Here is a 19,474-nt window from a genome sequence, read left to right as displayed (position 1 = left end):
GGTCTCATGGTGATTGCTGGATTTTCCAGGAGGTGGCGTGGACGGCGACGGCCTGGTCGTCGTTGATTGAGATGAATCGGACCTGGCGGTCGTGTCGGAGGGTGTGGCGGTCGTGGCGTTCGGCGTTGTCGCGGTTGCGGTGCGGCAGGACCGTGAACGGAACGAGGCCGAGGCCGGTGGTCGAGACGACCCGGCCGGGGTCCTCGGTGTCGCGGAAGAAGCGGAGGTCGGGTCCTGCGAGTGCGGCTCCGGCGGAGATGCCGACGTAGGCCGTTCGTCCGCTGGTGACGGCTTGGCGGAGGACCTGGTCGAAGCGAGTTCGGTGCACGTGCTGCAGAAGGAAGATCGCATAGCCGCCGGTGACGAAGACCAGATCGGCTGTGCGGAGGGCGCGTTCGGCGGTGGATGGCTCAGTGTGTTGCAGGTCGAGGCGTTCGACGGTCATGCCCTCGTGGCGCAGCAGTTGCGCCGCGGCTTCGACGAACGGTGCCGACCGCAGCGGGTTGGCCGCGGTGGGAATGAGCACGGCCCGGGTGGGAGGGGTGGGGAGCGACATGAGCCAGCCTGGTAGGCCGCCGAGGCCGGCCGACCCCAGGAACAGGTGCTGGTGTTCGTTCACCGTGGCTCCAGGCGGGTGGAAGAGTTAATCCGAACGTGACGCTGTCCCTGGAAACCTAATGTTGAGCGCGGAGAAGTTGTCAGCGCTGTCGGCGGGGAAGATGTCAGCGGGCTCCGTTGCGTGGTGGCGAGGAGTGGCGAGATGCTCGGAAGCTGGCCCTGGTTGGGCCGTGCTGCGGTGTACGCACTGATGTTCCTGATCGCGTGGGGGCTGAACACGCTGTTGATCTGGGACCGGACGTGGAGTGACCACCTGTCCGCCGCCGTCGGCTTGATGCTCGTGATCGTGCCTGTCACCGAAGTGCGCGCATGGCTCAGGCGTCGGCGGGCATCGCAAGATGACCACTAACCGGCCTCGCTCCGCCGACAACTTTTCCACGCGTGCCACCGACATCTAGTCCGCCTTTCCGGCTCCACAACGACGGAGACATCGCCGACGAACGCGGAGAGCTCCCCGACACCTCCCCGCCCGCAGGCCCAGCCCGGCACCGAACGATCCGGCAGCGCCGGGCCCAACCTCGCACGACGCGGTCCCGTCCGCCCTCAACACCGACCACCAGGCGACAGACTGACCGGCGCGCCCCCAAACGACGCCCCCGAGCCAGCACTGACATCAGATCCGCGCCGACCACTGACATCAGGTCCGCGTTCCCACTGACAAAGACTCCGCGCTCAACAAGGACATCTGCCGCTGTCCGATGTGATCCGACACAGAGATCTGCTGCAGAGCAAGATGAAGAACAGGCGCCTGATCGGCTCGCGCTCCCCGGCGTGGTCACCGCCGAGCCGCCCAGCTCCGCCGGCGCTCGCACCGCGCTCACCACGATCCGGACCGAGCAAGCCATCCGCACGACGCTGCCCGAACGCCACGCTGCCGAAGAGCAGGCACAACGCATTCGCCACGTCCGTGCACAGCGTGCGTCCCGGTCTGCGGCCTCGCAGGCCCCGGACCGGCACCGCGGCCCAAGCCATGGACCCGGTCGCGGCGACAGACTCGGCCGCTGACCCTGGCCAGCCCCTACAGTCTCGCTCACGGCGCCGCCTGCCAAGGAGACGTACGGCACGGACCACCAGGCTATAAGCGACCATCAGCCGGCAATGCCGCCGAGGAGACCTCCGCGCGGCTCGTGGCCACCGCCGAACTCGACACTCGCCGCCAGATCCCACCCGGCTACGCCCGCGCCGAACTACGTCAACGCGCCCCCTACCGCACCCGGCAAGTCGCCGGACAACGCGCCGCCCGTGCTGCCGCGCCACCGAAGAAGCCCAACACCCCCACCGTCACAGCCCTCACCACGGCCCAAGCCACGGCATCAGCCGCTGAGTTCGTGGCCCGCGAACCTTTCAGCGACCTCAGGGCAGCGTCTGGGTGAGCAGGGTCTCTTGCTAAGCCAGCCGGTAGGCCGGGTCGTGGTGTGACTCCTCTGACGTGGCATGGCTTCGCTCCCGCCACCCGTCGAGTACGGGAAAACCACAACCCTCACATAGCAACACGCGTGTCAACAAATTGTTGAAGTACGTGTATTTGCGGATGGGGTTTCATGGTGATTGCGCCAAGATCTTCGTGGATTTGCCGGAATTGGCAGATTGAAGCTCACGCCTCAAAGGGGGTGATATCCGCCCGCGCTCTCGGAGTCCTGAACCTTCCGTTCTACTCGCGTTTTCCGACGTCACAGGCGACTGTGGCGCGCCCCCGAAAGGGACGACTCACTGTGAAGATCGCTCAGGTGGTTTCTGTCACCGCAGCCGCTGCGGTATTGAGCATGCTGCCGGCCTCGGCGGCGTTCGCCAGCTCCGCTCAGGCGCCCGACCCGCACCACAACAAGCCGAGTCCGGCCAAGAAGGTGAACGACCACAAGCACCGCGTCCACCCTCGCGTCGGCTGTGGAGGCGGCGACGGCACTCTGGGCTGGGGCGGCTGGGGCTCGATCGCGTTCCCCGGCTACGTGGAGTACGACGGCAACGTCTACAACTCCTGCCACAGCGGCACCGTCTACCTGTATCTGCACTACAAGAACTTCGGCCACAGCGCCCACAACAAGCAGATCGGGAAGGCCGGCGCCCGGCAGAACCACAAAGTGCATTTCCACGACAGCAGCCACTACAGCACCTACTCGCAGATCGAGATCACCGCGTGCGAGAGCTACAAGGGCTGGCACTGCGGCGTCCCGATCCACGTGTGAGGTCAGCCGGCTTCGTACACCTGGACCTCGGCGGCCCGGACGGCCGGGGACACCAGGACCTGGTCGCGGGTGTCCCAGCCGCTCGGCCAGTCGAACCGTCCGGCCCGCTGACCGGGGCGGGCCTGCACCCGCCAGGTCACCTCTGGCAGTTCCCGCACGATGTACCTGAGGCGGGTGAGCGCGTCGTCAGGTGCGGTTTCGCCGAGGTCGCTCAGGTCCAGCCGGCATCGGGCGAACCAGGTGCCCCGCTGCCCCTCCTCCAGTGATGCGTCCTCGGTCAACGAGACGCTCATCGCGGTCAGCACCTGGGCCAGTATGTCGTGGGCCTGGTGCAGGTCGTCGCCCTCGATCGCGAACCCGGCCGTCGCCGTCCAGCCAGTGGACGGCGACGGCCCCGGCGTCTGCCCGGCCCACTCCCGGCCGGCCAACACCCTGTAGAGGAACTCTCGAGACACCCCGAGGCGGTGGGCCATGAACGGCGTCAGCCCACGCTCACCGCGCAACCGGGCCCCCTGGCGGCGCACCGCGTCCCCGAGTGCGACGCGGGCGATGTCGGACCGCGCCACCGCTGCGCGATAACGCAGGTTGGCTGCAGCGATACCGGGGAACCGGGTCAGCCCGTCCCGCTCGACCTGCTCGGCGAAGCGTTCGGCCTCGGCCGCGAACGCCTCGCCGGCGTCGATCAGGCTGCCGAAGCGCTGCAGGGCGTAGTCGTCCTCTTTCCGGATCGCCACGATGACACCGGCTTCGCCGCCATCGACCAGGACCGCGTCATAGAACGTCCGCAGATCTCCGTTGAGGTCCGCGCCGGGACGATCGGCCACCTCCACCTTGGCCACGCGATTGCCGTGCTCGGACGCGAACGACCACCACGCCTGCTCACGGTCGAGGACCGCACGGGCTTCATCCTCATCGGCGACCTGGTAGACCGACGCCTCGGGATGCGCGTCGACCCACGCGTACCATCGCTCTCCGTCCCCGACGACGTAGTACCTCTGCTCACCCCATGTCCAGGAGTCGGTGGCGTGAGCACTCGGGTCGATGTCCGGCAGAGAATCCAATGGCTCCATAACTGCCTCCTGTGTGAAGTGAACTTCACAGTAGTTCGATTCACAAGCTAAGAGCAAGGCGGTCGTGGGCGGCGCCGCGAGCATCTCGGCACGTGCCCTGCCGCCTGGGACGACGAGCCGCCGCGGCTCGCCCTCCGGCGCGCCCCAGTAGTGGGCACTGGCGGGCAAAGGTATGAGGTGATGTAGAGGTTCCTTCGAGCTATGCCCCCACCGGCAAGGGCGGCGGCCGCGCGCACCAGTGCAGCCTGAACCTCGGCGGCTTCGACAAGGAACTGCCCAAGGACTGGATCGACACGGTGCGGCACGAGTTCCTGCACGCCGTGGCCTTCCACCACGAGCACCAGAACCCCAGCGGCCCCTGCAAGGAGGAGTTCCGCTTCGAGGACGACCCCGGATACCAGCCCACCACCGACGCCGACGGTGTCTTCGTCCCCGATGCCGCCGGCCGCCGCCCCGGCATCTACACCTTTATGGCCGGGGAACCCAACTATTGGCCCAAAGACGTGGTCGATCACAACCTGCGGCCCGAGCCGGCACGACGCGGACTGGTGGCGGCCACCTTCGACCCAAAGTCGATCATGATCTACCCGTACCCCCTGGAGTTCTACCGCAGCAATCCCAGCCCCTGCGCCTCCCAATCGGACAACACGCACCTGTCCCAAGGCGAGAAGGACGGCCTCGCAAGCTCTACCCCCGCACCTCCTCGCCGAGCTCGCCCAGGGCCGCCGCCGCTCAGATGCTGGCCGCGCGCATCCAAGAGCGCCTGCACCAGCAGGGCCACTCCTACACCGCAGACACCCCATCCGCCGACGACCCCGTCGCCGCGGCGTTCACCGTCCTGCAGGTCTCGCGTGGCGAGATCTCGCACGGCACCGCCATGACGGTGGCGGCCGCGCGAGGCCAGTCCGGCGAGCGGGCGCTGGTGTACGGGAGGGGCCTGGACCCGCACGCCCTCTACCTCGCCATATGGGGTCGCCGTAGCACTCGGGAAAGATCGGGCGGATATGTGAGTCCGGCGGAGAGGCTTCGGGGTAAGGGCTCTTATCCCGAAGCCCCGGCGGCCCGGCTGGGTCCCGCTACATCCCGGTGACCTCCGGGCCACACGGACCTCTCACGGGTAGCAGTCCGATCGCGTGCCGTGGGCGTCTGAAGAGATATGGCCGACTCCACCCGCAACAACCCTGCCGACCCCGAAGAGCCCCCCGACCGGGAACCTGACCGGGCGCCCTCCCCTCCGTCTCCCTCTCCGAGGAGACGAGAGCGACGGATCCGGCTCTCGAGAGTCCGGCGCCGACAGCCCGCACTGCCCACGCGTCCGACCCAGGCAGAACTCGACGCGCTTCCGGCCGACCGGCGGCTGGAGTTGATGGACCTGGCTAAACAGCGGCTCCACCGCCAGGTCAACACCTGGGTCCTGATCGGAGGTGTCCTGGCCACGGTCGGCACGCTGCTGATCAGCGCGCAGACACTGCGCACTTCCCAACAGGGACAGGTCACCGACCGCTACACCAAAGCCACCGAGCAACTCGGTTCAGACAAACGCGAGGTCCGCACCGCCGCCATCTATGCGCTGGAACGCATCGTCAAAGACTCCCCCCGCGACCGCCAGACCATCCGCGACGTCCTGGCTGCCTTCATCCGCGAACACGATCCCGCCCCCAAAGAACAGAATCTGCCAGATGAACCCGACACCGACGTCACCGCCGCCCTCACCGTCCTAGCCCGCCGCCCTCCAGACCCCAAAGACGCGCCCGCGCTGGACCTGCACAACACCCGCCTTCGCGGAGCCACCCTTCCCGAGGGCGCGCATCTGGACAGCGCGCACCTGGACGGCGCAGACCTGGACGGCGCACACTTGGACGGCGCACACCTGGACGGCGCACACTTGGACAGCGCACACCTGGACGGCGCAGACCTGACTGGTGCGCGCCTGACTGGTGCGCACCTTTTCCGCGTGCACCTGCAGAACTCGGATCTGAAGGGTGCAGACCTGACCGACGCAGACTCGATTGACGCGTACTTCGACGCTGCGAACTTGGCTCACGCGCACCTGAACCGCGCAAGACTAATCCACGCGTGCCTGAGAAGCGTGTTCTTTGAAGACGCTGATCTGACCTGGGCGAAGATGGGCCGCGCGGATTTGACCAATGCGAAAATGGGCGGCGCGGATCTGACCAGTGCGGGATTGGAATTTTCGACCCTGCGCAGCGCGTATCTGAAGAAGGCGAATTTGAACCACGCACGCCTGACCGGGGCGGACTTGAGCGGCGCGTACGGCGCGGACCTGCGAGGCACTCAGGGAGTTCCCGCTCGGGGGGTGGGCGTCCCCAGTTCCTCGCCCACTGAAGCTCTCTTCGAGAGAAGCCCCCAGTGCGGCTAAGACGTGGTCGTCAAGGGGTGCCACCGGAATTGCCGCTCGCCACGATCATGGCAACTCGCAGGACGGGCTTGCCACGATCGTGGCGAGCGACATTTACGGCGTGCGGTCACGGCCTTCCGGTCCACGCTCGGACCGGCTGTCCACAGCCGAAACCCCGGCCTCCGCCTCACCCTTCTTGACGTGCGCGATGATCCCTATCCAGCGTATTCCGGACGTGCCCCGTCTACGCCCTGCCGCCCGAGTGCGCTGTCGGTCATCACCCAGCGGCGCGGGCCCTGGGCGGTGCTGGTGCTGAGGGGCGAGTTGGGCGTGGCCACCGCTCCCGATCTGCTGGACTACATCGCCCGCACCCTGTGGGCCGCTCCCCCGGTACGGACGGCGCTGGAGTTGTCCGGCCTGACCTTCTGCGACTCCTCCGGGCTGAACGCCTTCGTCTGCGGCTGGAAACAAGCGACCGCGACCGGCGGGCAGTTCGTACTGCTCTGCCCGCCCCCCAAAGTCGCCGACCACCTACGGAACACCGGGGCGGACCGGCGGATCACCATCGCCGCCACCCTGCCCGAGTAGCCCCAGGCACCATGTGGCGCCGCCCCGCCGGGTGCGGCCGAGCGGCCTGCCGGCAACGCGCTCGCCGCGACGCCACCGCCTGGCCAGCAACACCTAGGTGTCAGCGGGTTCCGGCTCACTGCCCTGCTGAACCAAAGTCGCGTAGACGCGTTTCGCTTTGGTGCTGATGCCGGCGGGCAGGTCGTCCAGTTCGCCCGGCTCAGCGCAGGCGAATGCCTGCAGGGCGTGGACGCAGGCCAGGGTCCACTCCTCATGGCGGTCGCCGTCACCACGGCGGGCACGCTGGATCTTGCCAATGGTGTACCGGGTGGCCTTCGGGTCTTCGGCCGGCCAGCCCATGAGGCCATAGAGGTAGTCGACGTCTTGCTGCCGCGGCAACTCAGCGCGCGAGCACTGCTGAGAGGTCTGCATGTACCTCCTGACCGAATCAGGGTCACAGCCCGCACGCAGCGCGTGCGCGGCGTAGAGCCCCACCAGCATGCCGAGGGTGTCCTGAGCATCGGTGATCCTGTAGAGCACCATCCGAGGCCATTCCCATTCGGCAGGGGCATGGCTGTAGCGGAGGACTTCCTGCAGCCGATCGACGGTCTCGGTGACCAGGTGAGCGGTCGCAACGCGGAGCTCCTCGGGCATGAACTCGTTCTTCACAGCCCGAACGCTAGAGGCGGCCAGGCGCACTGTCGTGAGACTTGGGCAGCAGGTTGCCGAATACGGACTCAACGTCAGCGCGAGCAGGCCCGCAGGCCTATCGGCGGCGGCCCCGGGCATGGCAGGCCGCGCCCGCTCCCTGAGGCTGCCGGGGGCGGGGCCCCCATCGGATCGGCGCGGGGCCCGTGGGGATGCGGTGTTTCGCTGCGCAGCATGCCGGAGCTAGGCAGAGGTCTGGTTTCGTGTCGCCCGGACAACGAAAAACAGGGCGCGGTTGGGCTTGCAGATCCCAACCGCGCCCGCCGCTGTTCAGTTCCCGGGCCTACTTCTCCTGTGCAGAGTCGCCCGGAGACTGCGGGTTCTGGGCCGTCGCGGCCGCCGTTCCGGCAGCGTTGGCCTTGACGTCGGCGAGACGAGCGATGATGTCGGCCAGGACGCCCGCGAGGAAGCCCAAGCCGATGATGAGGAGACCGGGCCGGTCACTGAAGACGGGCACCTGCCATCCGATTGCGAAGAGCATGACCCCGGCGATCGTGAAGATGGTCCGACTGGCGGAGCCGACGATGACGGTGATAGCGCTGGCGCTGATCGCGGCGAGGGCGCCACCGACACCGCCCCAGACAGCGAACGCCAGGACATCGGTGGTGCTCAGGGAACCGGATCCGGCTTGGGCGGTCACGCTGGTGGCGCTGCCGAGGACACCGCCGATGAGCGATGCGACGACGATGGTGAGAAGCTGCACAACAGACTTCACGGTCTTCTCCTGTTTCGTTTTTTCCCGTCCATCTCGACGGGCGCAACAGAAACCGTGCTGAACCCGGCCGCATGTGCCACCGTGATGAGGTCGAGGTGGCGGCGCGCGCATGCCCGGGGTTGAGGAACCTGCCGACAGCCGTTGGCGGCACCCGGGAGTAGCGTCCGGCGCCCGTGACGCCGGGTGATCGGCGGCTTGACATAGCGTTCCAACCCGACCTCCGGCCTTCGAGGCGTAAAAGCGACCCGATCTGCGCGGCCGTCGTTCTTCCTCACGCTGCCGCCCGGTTATCAGGCCGGGGAGCGGGGCTTGAGGGTGCTGCCTCTAGGCCTGGCGCGGGCTTGCTGTTCCTGTTCCGCCGCCTACTGGCTGTTGCGGATCCAGATGTACGCCGAGCAGCCTTTCTGGGTGCACGCGTACAAGCGGATCCCGCTTCCCCCGCCCTTGTAGGCGTTCACGGACCGGTCCTCGTAGAAGTTGTGATTCCAGGTCGTCCAGCTACCAGGCCCGTAGCTGACATGGTGACCACTTCGGTAGTGCTTCCACGCTCCGGAGCGGGTTCGCAGGTAGTTGCTCCACTTCACATCGTCACGTCGTCGCTCGTGGAGCCCCCGTTGTACAGCGCGATCTTGTCTCCGTGCTTCACGAAGCACGCTGCCGCGTAGCTCTACGTCACGCTGGTGAGCCGGCCTTGGCCGATTCAGAAGGCGACGGCCGAGCGCAGGGCGTCCAAGTGCCGGTTGAAGGTCGCGGCAGCCTTGTGGTTCCACCGATCACCGAACCGGGCCGTGAGCCGTTCGACGGCTGTCGGTGTCGAGGTCGGCGACGGTGAACGAGGTGCCGGACGGAGCGAACTCGGCGGTCAGTGCGCGCAGGATTGAGCGGTAGGCGCGCTGGGTGTTGCGCTGCTCAGGCCCGGACAGGGTGGCCAGGTAGGCGGCGGCCGCGGTGGGCAACGGTGGTGATCCGCTGAGGTGTTCGCCCAGCTCGGTTTCGTCAGTGTCGCAGATAATAATCGGTTATACGTGATAGCTGGGCGGGGGCGTGGCCGGGATACGGCAGGACGCGCGAACCCCTTTTAGCGGTCGCGTGGTTCTGACTGGTCGGCAATGGTCCTCAGTAGCTCGGCGAAGCCTGCGCGTGTCTTGTCCGCGAAACCGATGAAGAAACGGTTGGCGAGCGGGACGGCCCAACGTCCCCGGGAGGCGATGTTGTACACGCGATGGGTCACCTGCGTTCCCTGGCCGCGGTGTTCCAGGGCGTACTCGCCGCGATACCACCAGCCGCCTTGCAACACCACGACGTCGCCGTCGCCCGACGGCTCGGCGTAAGGGCTGGACACCAGGGCTATGAGCCTGCGCCGTACCTCGGCTGAGGGCAGGGGCACGAATCCGGTCTCTTCGACGAGCGGCTTGGTCACGACGGCGTTCCCCGGGGCAGCGTGACGCGGGTGTTCTGGAACGAGGCGAACCGCCAGCGGCCCTGGTTCCGTACGGCGGTGAGGGTTATGACGGACTGCTGTGTATCGTCACCAGGGGCGCCGCCAGCGGTCACGATGATGGCGACGTCGGGACGAAGGAACCGGATCTTCGGCACGGTTCCGCCCGAGGTCAGGCGGGACCCTTTGAGTGGTCCTTCGAACAGGGCCCGGTGTCCCGTCTCGATCGCCGTACGGCCGGCCATGTTCTGGCCGAAGAAGGTGATGTAGTCGGCGTCCTCGACGAAAAGGTCCGCGTAGGCGGTGGCGTCTCCGGCGTTCCATGCGGTGACGAGCGCGTCGAGCAGCTCGTCCACCGATGATGTTCCCGTCACGGTCCCTCCAGGTTCGGTCGTCCCGCCGGCCCGGTGTCGTTCACCAGGCCGGACCAGTCCAGTTCGCCCGAGCGCAGGTCGGCGAGCACCCCGTGGAGCCATGCCAGCTCGGCGCTGTGCAAGGCCCGCGCATACTCGGTCTCCAGCAGCAGCGCTCGGGGCAGATCCAGCCCGGCCAGACTCGCGTCCGCGGCCGCAATCCTTCCCTCCAGCTCCGCCGCCCGGGTCCGCAGGCAGCGCTCGACCTCGCCTACCTCGAGCACCCCGATCAGCGACAGCGCGGCATACATCACCGTGGTGTCGCGGTCGGGCCGTTCCAGCATCCGCCGTAGCCGGTGCGCCAGTTCCTGGTGTCCCTCGGTGGTGATGTCGTACACGGTGCGCTCGGGCGCCCGGCCTTCCCGGATGCTCTCCACCGGCTCGATCAGCCCATCCCGCGCCAGCCGCTCGACCGCGTGGTACAGGCTGCGCGGCAGCCCGGACACAAAGTCCTTGTGCGTGTCGATAAGGAATCTGTGCAGCTCATAGGGATGACGCGCCCGCTGTGCCAACAGAGCCAGCACCGTCGTTCCCGTCACGTCCCACCGCGCCATCCACACCCACCCTTCTATAGCAACATGCACTATAGCAAGTTGCCATAGACGGCCCGTCAAGTCCTGCAGCAGCCCTGTCCCTGCCGAGAACCTCCGTCCGCGCAGGTCAAACGGCATGTCGTACTCGTCGAGAACCCCTCCCAGCCGTTGCCTTCTTCGGATGTTCAAGCGGGCGATCTCGTCGGAATCGGTGATCGCTGAAGGCAGCGGCTTCAGCGGGCGCGCGTTGGCGATGCCCTGATGAGGCCGATGCTCGTTGCAAAAGGTCTCGAACTCGCGGAGGGCATGAAGCAGGTGCCGCTGGTTCCAGATCAACCTGCGGTCGAGGAGCTCGCGGCGGCAGGTCTGCACCCATCGCTCCATCACCGCGTTCGTCCTCGGCATCCGCACCCCGGTCAGCACCGTCTGGATGCCGGCATCGGCCAGGACCGCGTCGAACAGGTCAGCGAACTTGCCATCCCGGTCACGGCTCAGGAACCGCGCCCGGCAACCGGCGTCCTGAAGGTCCATGACCAGGTTCCTGGCCGCCTGCGTCGCCCACGACGCGGTCGGATGGGCGGTGGCACCCAGAACGCGGATCCGACGGCTGTGGTGCTCGATGACCGCCAGCATGTACATCTGCGCACCCGTGAACGTGGCGGTCTCCAGGAAGTCACACGCCAGCAATGCCCCGGCCTGGGAACGCAGAAAGTCAGCCCACGTGGTCGATGCACGCTCGGGTGCCGGGATCGACTCCAGCGTCCTTGAGGATTTCCCAGACCGTGAATGCGGCCACCTCGTCGCCGAGCACCAGCAACTCGCCGTGCACCCGCCGGTAGCCCAACCCGGGAACTCCCGCACCAGACGAAGGACAAGAGCCCGGATGGAGCGACGGTCGGTGGGCGGCCCGGCCGCTTGGCTCTGGATCAGGCGGCGTGCCGGCCCGCGATCACGTCCCGGTGCCAGCGCAAGACCGTGCCGGCCGCACGATCAGCCGCATCCAGCGCAGTACACCACGAGGCAGCCGGTGCCGCAGCTCCGCGACCAGCGCTCGATCCGGACCGGCGAACTGGACCCTCGCCCCGTCCTGTTGGCCCTTCCAGCACCATGATCCGATAAGCACCAAGATCTCGATGTTCTTCTCCCGGTCGGTCATCGGAAGCAGACGCAGCACCACGAACGTTGCGCTTGCTGAAAACTCCATCCATGCAGGTCGCCGACGAGCAAGCCACAAGATCGTCAACGGTCCATGTCGGCTCGTTGTCGGCTCGGCGGTTCCGAACCGGATCGGCAGGCGGCGGCACCGTGCGGCACGCAAATCGGGCTCGATGCGGACGAACCGACACCGGCCGACACCGAGCAGGCCGCTCCGATACGACGGTTCCGGACTTTTAATCCGTAGGTTGTGGGTTCGAGTCCCACGCGACCCACCACCCCTGACCAGGGAAAATGCTGTCCACGGCGGCCTCGGTGGCATCGCCCTGGGGCCGCGCTGAGGCCGTCCTGGGCCCGGCGTTTACCGGCACTCCGGACACCAGCCCAGTTGGTAGCGCAAGCAACGGCTCCCGTTCCTCGCCGGGCATGACTGATCACCGCGCCGGCTACGGCTGAGCCGGTCCGGGATGAGGGGATCACCGCTGGGGCGGGTGAAGACGTATCCGCTGTCCTGGTAGCCCTCGCCGGCTTGTTTCCGTTCGCGGTCCACACGACCGCGCGTGGACGCCGGGCCGTCGGTAGCTCGATCCGGGCCGCTGGATTGTCGGAGATCAGGCCCCGCCGCAGCGCGGCGTTGAGCGCGGTGCGCAGCGTCGCCCTGATCCGGTTCACCGTGGCCGCCGTCAACGGCATGCCTCGGGCTCGATGTTCGCGGGCGATGCGCGCGAACATCGCCCGCAGGTGCGCGACCGACAACTCGGCCAGCACCACCGTGCCCAGGTACTACCGACACTGTCGGTAATCGCAATGCACGGTTTCGTGCACCGGTTGATCTAGATCGATCCGGGCTTCTTGCTGATCGACAACTTTCGACACCGTGATCATGCGGCTCGGTAGCGGCAGGCTTTCAGGGCTACCCGCAGCACGGCCCTGTGGGGACGGCCAGAAGACGCTTTCGGTGCACTTGTTCCGCGCGCAGCGTCGGGGTCAGGCGGTGGGGCCGTTCGGGAGGAGGACGGCGCGGCCGTGCACGTGGCCTTGTTCGAGGCGTTGCAGTACTTCGGGGGCTGCGTGAAGGGGGAACGCCTGGACGTGCGCGGTGATGCGGCCGGCGACTGCGAGGGCGATGACCTCGGCGATGTCGCGTCGGGTCGCTCCGTAGGGGCGCTGGACCGATACGCCCCAGGGGAGGCCGGACTGCCGTTTGACCGGGGCGGGCGCGGCGTGAACCTGGAGGGTTCCGCCGCCGAGGCCGACGATGACGATGGCGCCGTAGGTCGCGACCGTGCTGCGGGCGATCTCCAGGGTGCCGTCCGTGCCGACGAAGTCGAAGACGGCGTTGGCGCCGAGCCCGTCGGTCAGGTCGAGCAGGGCTTCGGCAGCCTGTTCGGAGCGGAGCGTCACGTCCGCGCCGTGGTCGAGGGCGGCGGCGAGCCGGTCGTCGTCGACGTCGAGGGCGACGATGCGGCACGCCGTCGTGGCCCGGAGGATCTGCACGGCGAGGTGCCCGAGGCCGCCGACGCCGATGACGACCGCCGTCGCGTCGGGCCGGAGTTGGCGGCGGGCGAGGCTGATCGCGTGCGAGGGAACGATTCCAGCGTCGGCCAGGGGTGCGGCCGTCACGGGGTCGAGGTCTCCGAGCGGCACGAGGCTTCTGGCGGGCGCGACCATGTATTCGGCCATGCCGCCGGGGTGGCCGAGGCCTGGACCGGGCGGGACGGCCGTGCGAGTCGCCCAGAACGAGCAGGCGTTGTCCCGGCCCTCGGCGCACGCCGGGCAGGTTCCGCAGCTCCAGATGCCGGCGACCAGGACGGCGTCCCCCGCAGTCAGGCCGGTCACGCCCGGCCCGAGCTCGACGACGCGTCCGGTGGTCTCGTGGCCGAGGGTCAGCGGCAGCGGCAGTGCTTTCGGAGGGTGGCGGACGAGGTGGACGTCGGAGCCGCACATGCCGGCACCGACCACCTTGAGCAGCACCTGACCTTCCCCGGCGACCGGTGTCGCGACGTCGCGTATCTCGAACCGGCCGGGTTCGAGGAGCTGGGCGGCTTGCATGGGTCGTCTCCTGTCGGGGTGTGGTCAGATGCTGATGCCGCTGGCGGTGGTGCCGATGCCGCCGTCGACGGGCAGGACGACGCCGGTGAGGTAGGCGCCGGCGCGGCCGGCGAGGTAGATGACCGCGCCGGCCATGTCGTCGTCCCGGCCGATGCGTCGCAGCGGTGCACCGGCCGTGATGGCCTCACCGAACATATCCAGCGTCGGGGCCATCATCTTGGAGGCGAAAGGGCCCGGCGCGATCGCGTTGACGGTGATTCCCCGCGGACCGAGTTCCTTGGCCAGGTGCCGGGTCAGTTGGTGCAGGGCCGCCTTGCTCGCGCTGTAAGACGTTCGAGCGCGGGCAGGAACGCCTGCACGAGATGGAACGGCGACTTCACGTTGGGGTCGAGGACCTTGTCCCACGCCGATGCCGGGAACGTCTCGATCGCCTCGGGCCGTCATCATTCCGATGCCGCGGGTGCCGCCGGTCACGACCGCGTTCTTGCCTGACAGATCGATCAACCGCGCGACAGCCTCCGAGGGCGTTGCGGGCGTCATCGCCGGCCCTCGAAGAGGCCTGGGGTGATGGCTCGTTTGAGGATCTTGCCGGTGGGGCCCTTGGGGAGCTCGTCGACGATGGCGATCAGGTGCGGGACCTTGTAGGCGGAGAGCCGCTGCTTGGCCCAGCGGCGCAGCTCGTCGCCGGTGAGTTCGGCGCCGTCCCGCACCGCGATGGCCGCGGCGACCTCTTCCCCGTAGTGGTCGTCAGGGACGCCGACGACGGCGGCCTCGACGATGTCGGGGTGCCGGTAGAGCACTTCCTCGACCTCGGTGGGGTAGACGTTGTACCCGCCGCGGATGACCAGTTCCTTCTTGCGGCCGACGATGCGGAGGTCGCCGTCGGCGTCCTTGGCGCCGAGGTCGCCGGTGCGCAGCCGGCCGTCGCGGAGCACCTCGGCGGTGGCGTCCGGGCGGTTCCAGTAGCCCTTCATGACGACGGGGCCGCTGATGTGGATCTCGCCGACCTCGCCGTTGGGAAGTTCGGCGTCGTTGTCGTCGCGGACGGTGATCTCGCAGCCGGGCAGGGCAGCGCCGACGGTACCGGGTCTGCGGGGACGGCCGGTGATGTGGGCGGTGCCGGCTCCGGTCGTCTCGGTCAGCCCGTAGCCCTCGAGGACGGCGCAGCCGAAGTGCTCCTGGAAGGCGTACATGACCTCGCCGGGCAGGGACGCGCCGCCTGACGCGGCGTGCCGCAGTCCGGTGAAGTCGGCGGGTCGCTGACCAGCGGCCGCATGCAGGAGGGCGTTCCACATGGTGGGGACGCCGGCCATGAAGGTCGGTTCGTCGCGGTGCAGGAGTGCCAGCATGCCCTCGGGGGTGAAGCGCGGCAGCAAGGAGAGACCTGCGCCGGCCTGGATGACGGTGTTCATCACGCACGCCTGCCCGTAGACGTGGAACAGCGGCAGGGCCGAGAGGCAGCGGTCGGCGGCGGTGACCTCGTGCGCTTGCCGGATCATCGCGGCGCAGCTGTCGAGGTTGCCGTGGGTGAGCTGGGCGCCTTTCGGCCGTCCGGTGGTCCCGGACGTGTAGAGGATCACCGCCGTGTCGTCGGCTCCGGTGGGATGGGGCCGGCCCGGATCGCTTCCGGCTATGAGGTCGGGCATGCCGGTGGCGATCGGCCAGTACGGGACGTCCAACCGGGTGGCCGTCTCGGCGGGACCGGGCGCGATCCGGTTCCAGCCGAGCACGAGCGCCACGCCGGCGTCCTGGCCGATGTAGTGCAGTTCATGGCTCGTGGACATGGTGTTGGCTGTAACGGCGATCGCACCGGCGGCGTGGATGCCGTAATAGGCGACGGCGAACTCGGGCACGGCGGGGGCGACCAACAGGACGCGGTCTCCTGGCCTGACGCCTGCTTCGCGCAAACTCGCAGCAAGGGCGGCGACCCTGTCGTGCAGAGTTCGGTAGGTCCAGGAGACGCCCGCGTCGTCGCGGAGCGCGACGCTGCCGGGTGTGGCCTGGGCGTGGCGCCAGAGTGCTTCAGCGGTGTTGTTCATCCTGGTTCCGCATTGCCTCATCGGGCGCCGAGGGGACGGAACGCGGGCGGCCGGCGCTCCAGGTAGCTGGTGACGCCTTCGGCGGCGTCCGGGTGGTTGAAGGAGGCGACCATCAGGTCGTCGGCTTCGGTGACGGCGGTGGTGAAGTCGCTGTCCAGAGCGCGCATGACCTGCTGCTTGATGACGCTCATAGAGGTGGGCGAGCAGAGGGTGGCCAGTTCGGTGGCGTAGCCGACGGCGGCGTCCAGCAGGGCATCGGGTTCGACGACCTTGTCGACCAGCCCGAACGCCCAGGCCTCCTCGCCCTTCACGATGCGGCCCGACATGAGCATGTCGAGGGCGCGGCTGGTGCCGATGAGGCGCGGGAGCAGCCAGGCGATCCCGTATTCGGCGATCAGGCCGCGCCGGGCGAACGCGGTGGTGAGCTTGGCGTCCGGAACGCTGAACCGGATGTCGCAGTAGAGCGCCTCGACCAGGCCGAGCCCCGCGGCGGCGCCGTTGATCGCCGCGATCATCGGCTTGCGGACGGTCAGCGGGAACGTGCGCGGGCGGGCCCGTTCGACCGGCCCCACCTCGTCGGCGTTGCTGACCTCCTGGAGGACGCCGAGGTCCGCGCCGCCACAGAAGCCCTTTCCCGCGCCGGTCACGACGATCGCTCGTACGTCCGGGTCGGCTTCCGCCTCGTCGAGGAGGGCGAAGTAGCGCCACTCCAGTTCGTCGTTCCAGGCGTTGAGGCGCTCGGGCCGGTTCAGCGTGAGGAGTAGCACGGGACCGCGCCGCTCCGCGAGGACGGTCTCTTCGTTCTGGGTCATCGTCTCTTCCTGTCGTATCGCATCGGGGAATCCCGGTCGGTTCCGGCGGGCGGGCGCTCGCCGCCGGTGTCCGGTCCCAGGTCGAGGCCGAAGATTTCGGCGAGGCGGTGGACGGTCTCGGTGCCGTTGAGGTGATGCAGGCCGCGGATGCCGAGGCGTTCGGCACCGTCGAGGTTGTGGCGGAGGTCGTCGATCATCACGCAGGCGGCCGGATCGGCGCCGAGCCGTTCGCAGGCGATCCGGTAGATGCTCTGGGACGGCTTGCGGACGCCGACGTCGCTGGAGATGACGACGGCGTCAGCGATGGCGTACAGGTCGACGCCCTGGTAACAGTCGTCGCCGAAGGCGTTGGAGACGATCGCGACCGGGACGCCGTCGGACCGCAGCCGGGCGACGGCGGTCAGCATCGCCTCGTCGAGGCGCAGGCCGTCCTGGATCTGTGTGACCAGGCCGGCGGGCACCGTGGCCACGCCATGGGCGCGGAGCCGTTCGGCGAAGCCTTCCTCGAACCCGGCTTGGCCGAGGCGTCCGCATTCGTGCTCGGCCAGCAGCCGCCCGGAGGCCCCGTCTTCGCGGAGGATCCGTTCGATGAGGCGCGGGTCGCCGCTGATCCGGTGCGAGACGGCGCGGAAGGCGTCGAAGACGCCGCTGGTCAGCACGCCCCCGAAGTCGATGAGCACCGCCTGCGGGGGGACGGCCGCGCCGGGGGCCGTGCCGGGGTTCACGTGTCCTCCTCTCCGCTCAGGTGACGTCGAAGAGCCCGGCCGCGCCCATGCCGCCGCCGACGCACATGGTGATCACCACGTGCCGGGCGCCGCGCCGCCGGCCCTCGATCAGCGCATGCCCGACCAGCCGTGAACCCGTCATGCCGTAGGGGTGGCCGATGGAGATGCCGCCGCCGTTGACGTTGAAGCGGTCCGGGTCGATGTGCAGTTCGTCGCGGCAGTACACCGCCTGGGAGGCGAACGCCTCGTTCAGCTCCCACAGGTCGATGTCGTCGACGGTCAGTCCGTGCTGCTTGAGGAGCTTCGGCACGGCGAGCACCGGGCCGACGCCCATCTCGTCTGGTGCGCATCCGGCGACCGCGATCCCCCGGTAGGCGCCGAGGGGTTCGAGCCCGCGGCGCTCGGCCTCGCCCGCTTCCATCAGCACGCAGGCCGACGCCCCGTCCGACAACTGCGAGGCGTTGCCCGCGGTCACCGTCGACTGCGCGGTGACCTGCCCGTCGGGCAGGACGGCCCGCAACCCGGCGAGGGTCTCCAAGGTGGTCGAGGGACGGTTCCCCTCGTCGCGGGTCAGCGTGACCTCCTCCTCGGTGGTCTCGCCGGTCGCGCGGTCGGCCACCTTCTTCACGGTCGTCAGCGGGACGATCTCCGCGTCGAAGCGTCCGTCCGCCTGCGCCCGCGCGGTGCGCTGCTGCGAGGCGAGCGCGAACTCGTCCTGCCGGTCGCGGCCGACGCCGTACCGTTCGGCGACGATCTCGGCGGTGTGCAGCATCGGCATGTAGATGGAAGGCGCGTTGGCCACCAGCCACGGGTCGCTCGCGCGGTGCAGGTTCAGGTGGTCGTTCTGCACGAGCGAGATCGACTCGACGCCGCCGGCGACCACGACGTCCATGCCGTCCTGGGTGATCTGCTTTGCGGCGGTGGCGATCGCCATCAGCCCGGACGAGCACTGGCGGTCGATCGTCATCCCGGAGACGGTGTCGGGCAGCCCGGCGCGAAGAGCGGCCTGACGTGCCACGTTGTTACCCGAGGAACCCTGCTGCAGCGCGCAGCCGAGCACGACGTCCTCGATCTCGGCGCCGTCCAGGCCCGCCCTGCCGACCGCGTGCGAGATGGCGTGGCCGGCCAGGTGCTGTGCCTGCGTGTCGTTGAACGCACCGCGATAGGCCCGCCCGATCGGCGTCCGTGCCGTGGACACGATGACCGCCTGTTTCATGACTGCTCCTTAGTGCTGTTCGAGTAGGGAGGATTCGGAGGGGCGCCCGGTCAGTTGGTGGGGCCGCCGGCCACGTAGATGACCTGGCCTGAGACGAACCCCGCCTGCTCACCGACCAGGAACGCGGCGGCGTGCGCGATGTCGTCGGGCAGTCCGATGCGGCCGACCGGGATCTGGTCGGCCGCGGCCTTCTTCATTTCGGCGAAGTCCATGCCCATGCGCTGGGCGGTGGCGGCGGTCATCTCGGTCTCGATGAAGCCCGGTGCGATCGCGTTGGCCGTGACGCCGTACCGGCCCAGTTCGATCGCCAGCGTCTTGGTGAAGCCCTGCAGCCCCGCCTTGGCCGCGGCGTAGTTGGCCTGCCCCCGGTTGCCGAGCGCGGAGGTGCTCGACAGGTTCACGATCCGCCCGAACCCGGCCTCGACCATGTGTCCCTGGACGGCCCTGGACATCAGGAACGAGCCCCGCAGATGCACGTTCATGACCGTGTCCCAGTCCTGCGCGGTCATCTTGAACAGCAGGTCGTCGCGGGTGACGCCGGCGTTGTTGACCAGAACGGTCGGGGCCGCGAGATCGGCGGTCACCTTGGCGACGGCCGCGTTCACCGCCGCCTCGTCGGCCACGTCCGCCGCCACGGCCATCGCCGTGCCGCCCTGCTCGGTGATCGACGCGGCGGTGTCCGCGCAGGCGGATTCCTCAAGGTCGAGGACGGCGACGGCCATGCCATCGGCGGCCAGCCGCCGCGCGATCGCCGCGCCGATGCCGCGTGCCGCACCGGTGACGATCGCCGTCCTGCGCTCGGTGCTCATGGGTGTCTCCTCTGTTCATGGCCGATGCCGCGCCAGATGGGCTTCGGACGGTGTGGTGGTCG

General features: G+C 68.6%; 21 protein-coding genes. 4 read left to right on the top strand and 17 right to left on the bottom strand.

Annotated elements, in window-relative coordinates; translation table 11 throughout:
• Positions 1-4: 4 nt before the first annotated feature.
• Positions 5-526, bottom strand: coding sequence for a Type 1 glutamine amidotransferase-like domain-containing protein (locus J4709_RS11015; protein ID WP_208239788.1), 522 nt, complete (start codon positions 524-526; stop codon positions 5-7).
• Between the two features lie 234 nt (positions 527-760).
• On the opposite strand from J4709_RS11015, the gene J4709_RS11010 reads away from it, so the two are divergent.
• Together J4709_RS11010 and J4709_RS11005 are read left to right on the top strand one after the other, a co-directional pair.
• Positions 761-967, top strand: coding sequence for a hypothetical protein (locus tag J4709_RS11010; RefSeq protein ID WP_208239786.1), 207 nt, complete (start codon positions 761-763; stop codon positions 965-967).
• Positions 968-2,381: 1,414 nt separating this feature from the next.
• Positions 2,382-2,801 (top strand): hypothetical protein, encoded by a 420-nt coding sequence (locus J4709_RS11005; RefSeq protein ID WP_208239784.1) that lies wholly within the window; start codon positions 2,382-2,384, stop codon positions 2,799-2,801.
• A 2-nt stretch (positions 2,802-2,803) separates the two neighbouring features.
• Here J4709_RS11005 and J4709_RS11000 read toward each other — a convergent pair whose 3' ends face one another.
• Entirely contained in the window at positions 2,804-3,955 is a 1,152-nt protein-coding gene (locus tag J4709_RS11000) for a hypothetical protein (protein WP_208239782.1), read from the bottom strand.
• A 1,282-nt stretch (positions 3,956-5,237) separates the two neighbouring features.
• Here J4709_RS11000 and J4709_RS10995 point away from each other — a divergent pair.
• Positions 5,238-6,251, top strand: coding sequence for a pentapeptide repeat-containing protein (locus J4709_RS10995; protein ID WP_208239780.1), 1,014 nt, complete (start codon positions 5,238-5,240; stop codon positions 6,249-6,251).
• A gap of 3 nt (positions 6,252-6,254) precedes the next feature.
• Positions 6,255-6,818 (top strand): STAS domain-containing protein, encoded by a 564-nt coding sequence (locus J4709_RS55490; protein ID WP_307801153.1) that lies wholly within the window; start codon positions 6,255-6,257, stop codon positions 6,816-6,818.
• A gap of 93 nt (positions 6,819-6,911) precedes the next feature.
• Here J4709_RS55490 and J4709_RS10985 read toward each other — a convergent pair whose 3' ends face one another.
• The 15 genes from J4709_RS10985 to fabG form a co-directional block, all read right to left on the bottom strand.
• A complete protein-coding gene (locus tag J4709_RS10985) occupies positions 6,912-7,466 on the bottom strand; it encodes a hypothetical protein (RefSeq protein ID WP_208239776.1) in 555 nt (184 codons plus the stop codon).
• Positions 7,467-7,788: 322 nt separating this feature from the next.
• On the bottom strand, positions 7,789-8,220 hold the full coding sequence (locus J4709_RS10980) for a hypothetical protein (RefSeq protein WP_208239774.1): 432 nt from the start codon (positions 8,218-8,220) through the stop codon (positions 7,789-7,791).
• Between the two features lie 362 nt (positions 8,221-8,582).
• The gene (locus J4709_RS10975; protein WP_208239772.1) at positions 8,583-8,804 is read right to left on the bottom strand and encodes a hypothetical protein; all 222 of its coding nucleotides are present in this window, start codon (positions 8,802-8,804) and stop codon (positions 8,583-8,585) included.
• Positions 8,805-8,993: 189 nt separating this feature from the next.
• Complete coding sequence (locus J4709_RS10970; RefSeq protein WP_208239770.1) at positions 8,994-9,176, bottom strand: hypothetical protein; 183 nt, start codon at positions 9,174-9,176, stop codon at positions 8,994-8,996.
• Positions 9,177-9,298: 122 nt separating this feature from the next.
• Positions 9,299-9,640, bottom strand: coding sequence for a hypothetical protein (locus J4709_RS10965; protein ID WP_208239768.1), 342 nt, complete (start codon positions 9,638-9,640; stop codon positions 9,299-9,301).
• Complete coding sequence (locus J4709_RS10960) at positions 9,637-10,032, bottom strand: SgcJ/EcaC family oxidoreductase (RefSeq protein ID WP_307801152.1); 396 nt, start codon at positions 10,030-10,032, stop codon at positions 9,637-9,639. The genes J4709_RS10965 and J4709_RS10960 overlap by 4 nt, the downstream gene beginning before the upstream one ends.
• Entirely contained in the window at positions 10,029-11,243 is a 1,215-nt protein-coding gene (locus tag J4709_RS10955) for an integrase core domain-containing protein (protein ID WP_232383283.1), read from the bottom strand. Before J4709_RS10955 ends, J4709_RS10960 begins: the two co-directional genes overlap by 4 nt.
• Before the next feature lie 73 nt (positions 11,244-11,316).
• Positions 11,317-11,448 (bottom strand): hypothetical protein, encoded by a 132-nt coding sequence (locus J4709_RS54620; protein ID WP_269757140.1) that lies wholly within the window; start codon positions 11,446-11,448, stop codon positions 11,317-11,319.
• A 1,298-nt stretch (positions 11,449-12,746) separates the two neighbouring features.
• Positions 12,747-13,811 carry an alcohol dehydrogenase catalytic domain-containing protein gene (locus J4709_RS10950; RefSeq protein WP_208239757.1) on the bottom strand — a complete coding sequence of 355 codons (1,065 nt, stop codon included), beginning with the start codon at positions 13,809-13,811 and terminating at the stop codon, positions 12,747-12,749.
• Positions 13,812-13,835: 24 nt separating this feature from the next.
• On the bottom strand, positions 13,836-14,351 hold the full coding sequence (locus tag J4709_RS10945; RefSeq protein ID WP_232383282.1) for an SDR family oxidoreductase: 516 nt from the start codon (positions 14,349-14,351) through the stop codon (positions 13,836-13,838).
• Complete coding sequence (locus J4709_RS10940; RefSeq protein ID WP_208239755.1) at positions 14,348-15,850, bottom strand: long-chain-fatty-acid--CoA ligase; 1,503 nt, start codon at positions 15,848-15,850, stop codon at positions 14,348-14,350. The genes J4709_RS10945 and J4709_RS10940 overlap by 4 nt, the downstream gene beginning before the upstream one ends.
• 17 nt (positions 15,851-15,867) lie before the next feature.
• Entirely contained in the window at positions 15,868-16,662 is a 795-nt protein-coding gene (locus tag J4709_RS10935) for an enoyl-CoA hydratase-related protein (protein ID WP_208239753.1), read from the bottom strand.
• Positions 16,659-17,387 (bottom strand): HAD family hydrolase, encoded by a 729-nt coding sequence (locus tag J4709_RS10930; RefSeq protein WP_208239751.1) that lies wholly within the window; start codon positions 17,385-17,387, stop codon positions 16,659-16,661. Before J4709_RS10930 ends, J4709_RS10935 begins: the two co-directional genes overlap by 4 nt.
• Positions 17,388-17,403: 16 nt before the next feature.
• Positions 17,404-18,603: an acetyl-CoA C-acyltransferase gene (locus tag J4709_RS10925; protein ID WP_208239749.1), complete on the bottom strand. Its 1,200-nt coding sequence runs from the start codon at positions 18,601-18,603 to the stop codon at positions 17,404-17,406.
• Positions 18,604-18,653: 50 nt separating this feature from the next.
• Positions 18,654-19,412, bottom strand: coding sequence for a 3-oxoacyl-ACP reductase FabG (gene fabG, locus J4709_RS10920; RefSeq protein WP_208239748.1), 759 nt, complete (start codon positions 19,410-19,412; stop codon positions 18,654-18,656).
• Positions 19,413-19,474: the final 62 nt, after the last annotated feature.

Origin of the sequence: Actinomadura violacea (genome assembly GCF_017573465.1) — a bacterium.
GTDB classification, from domain to species: Bacteria; Actinomycetota; Actinomycetes; order Streptosporangiales; family Streptosporangiaceae; genus Spirillospora; species Spirillospora violacea.
The sequence above is the reverse complement of the archived record's forward strand: the minus strand, read 5'-3'. Positions and strand labels throughout refer to the sequence as shown.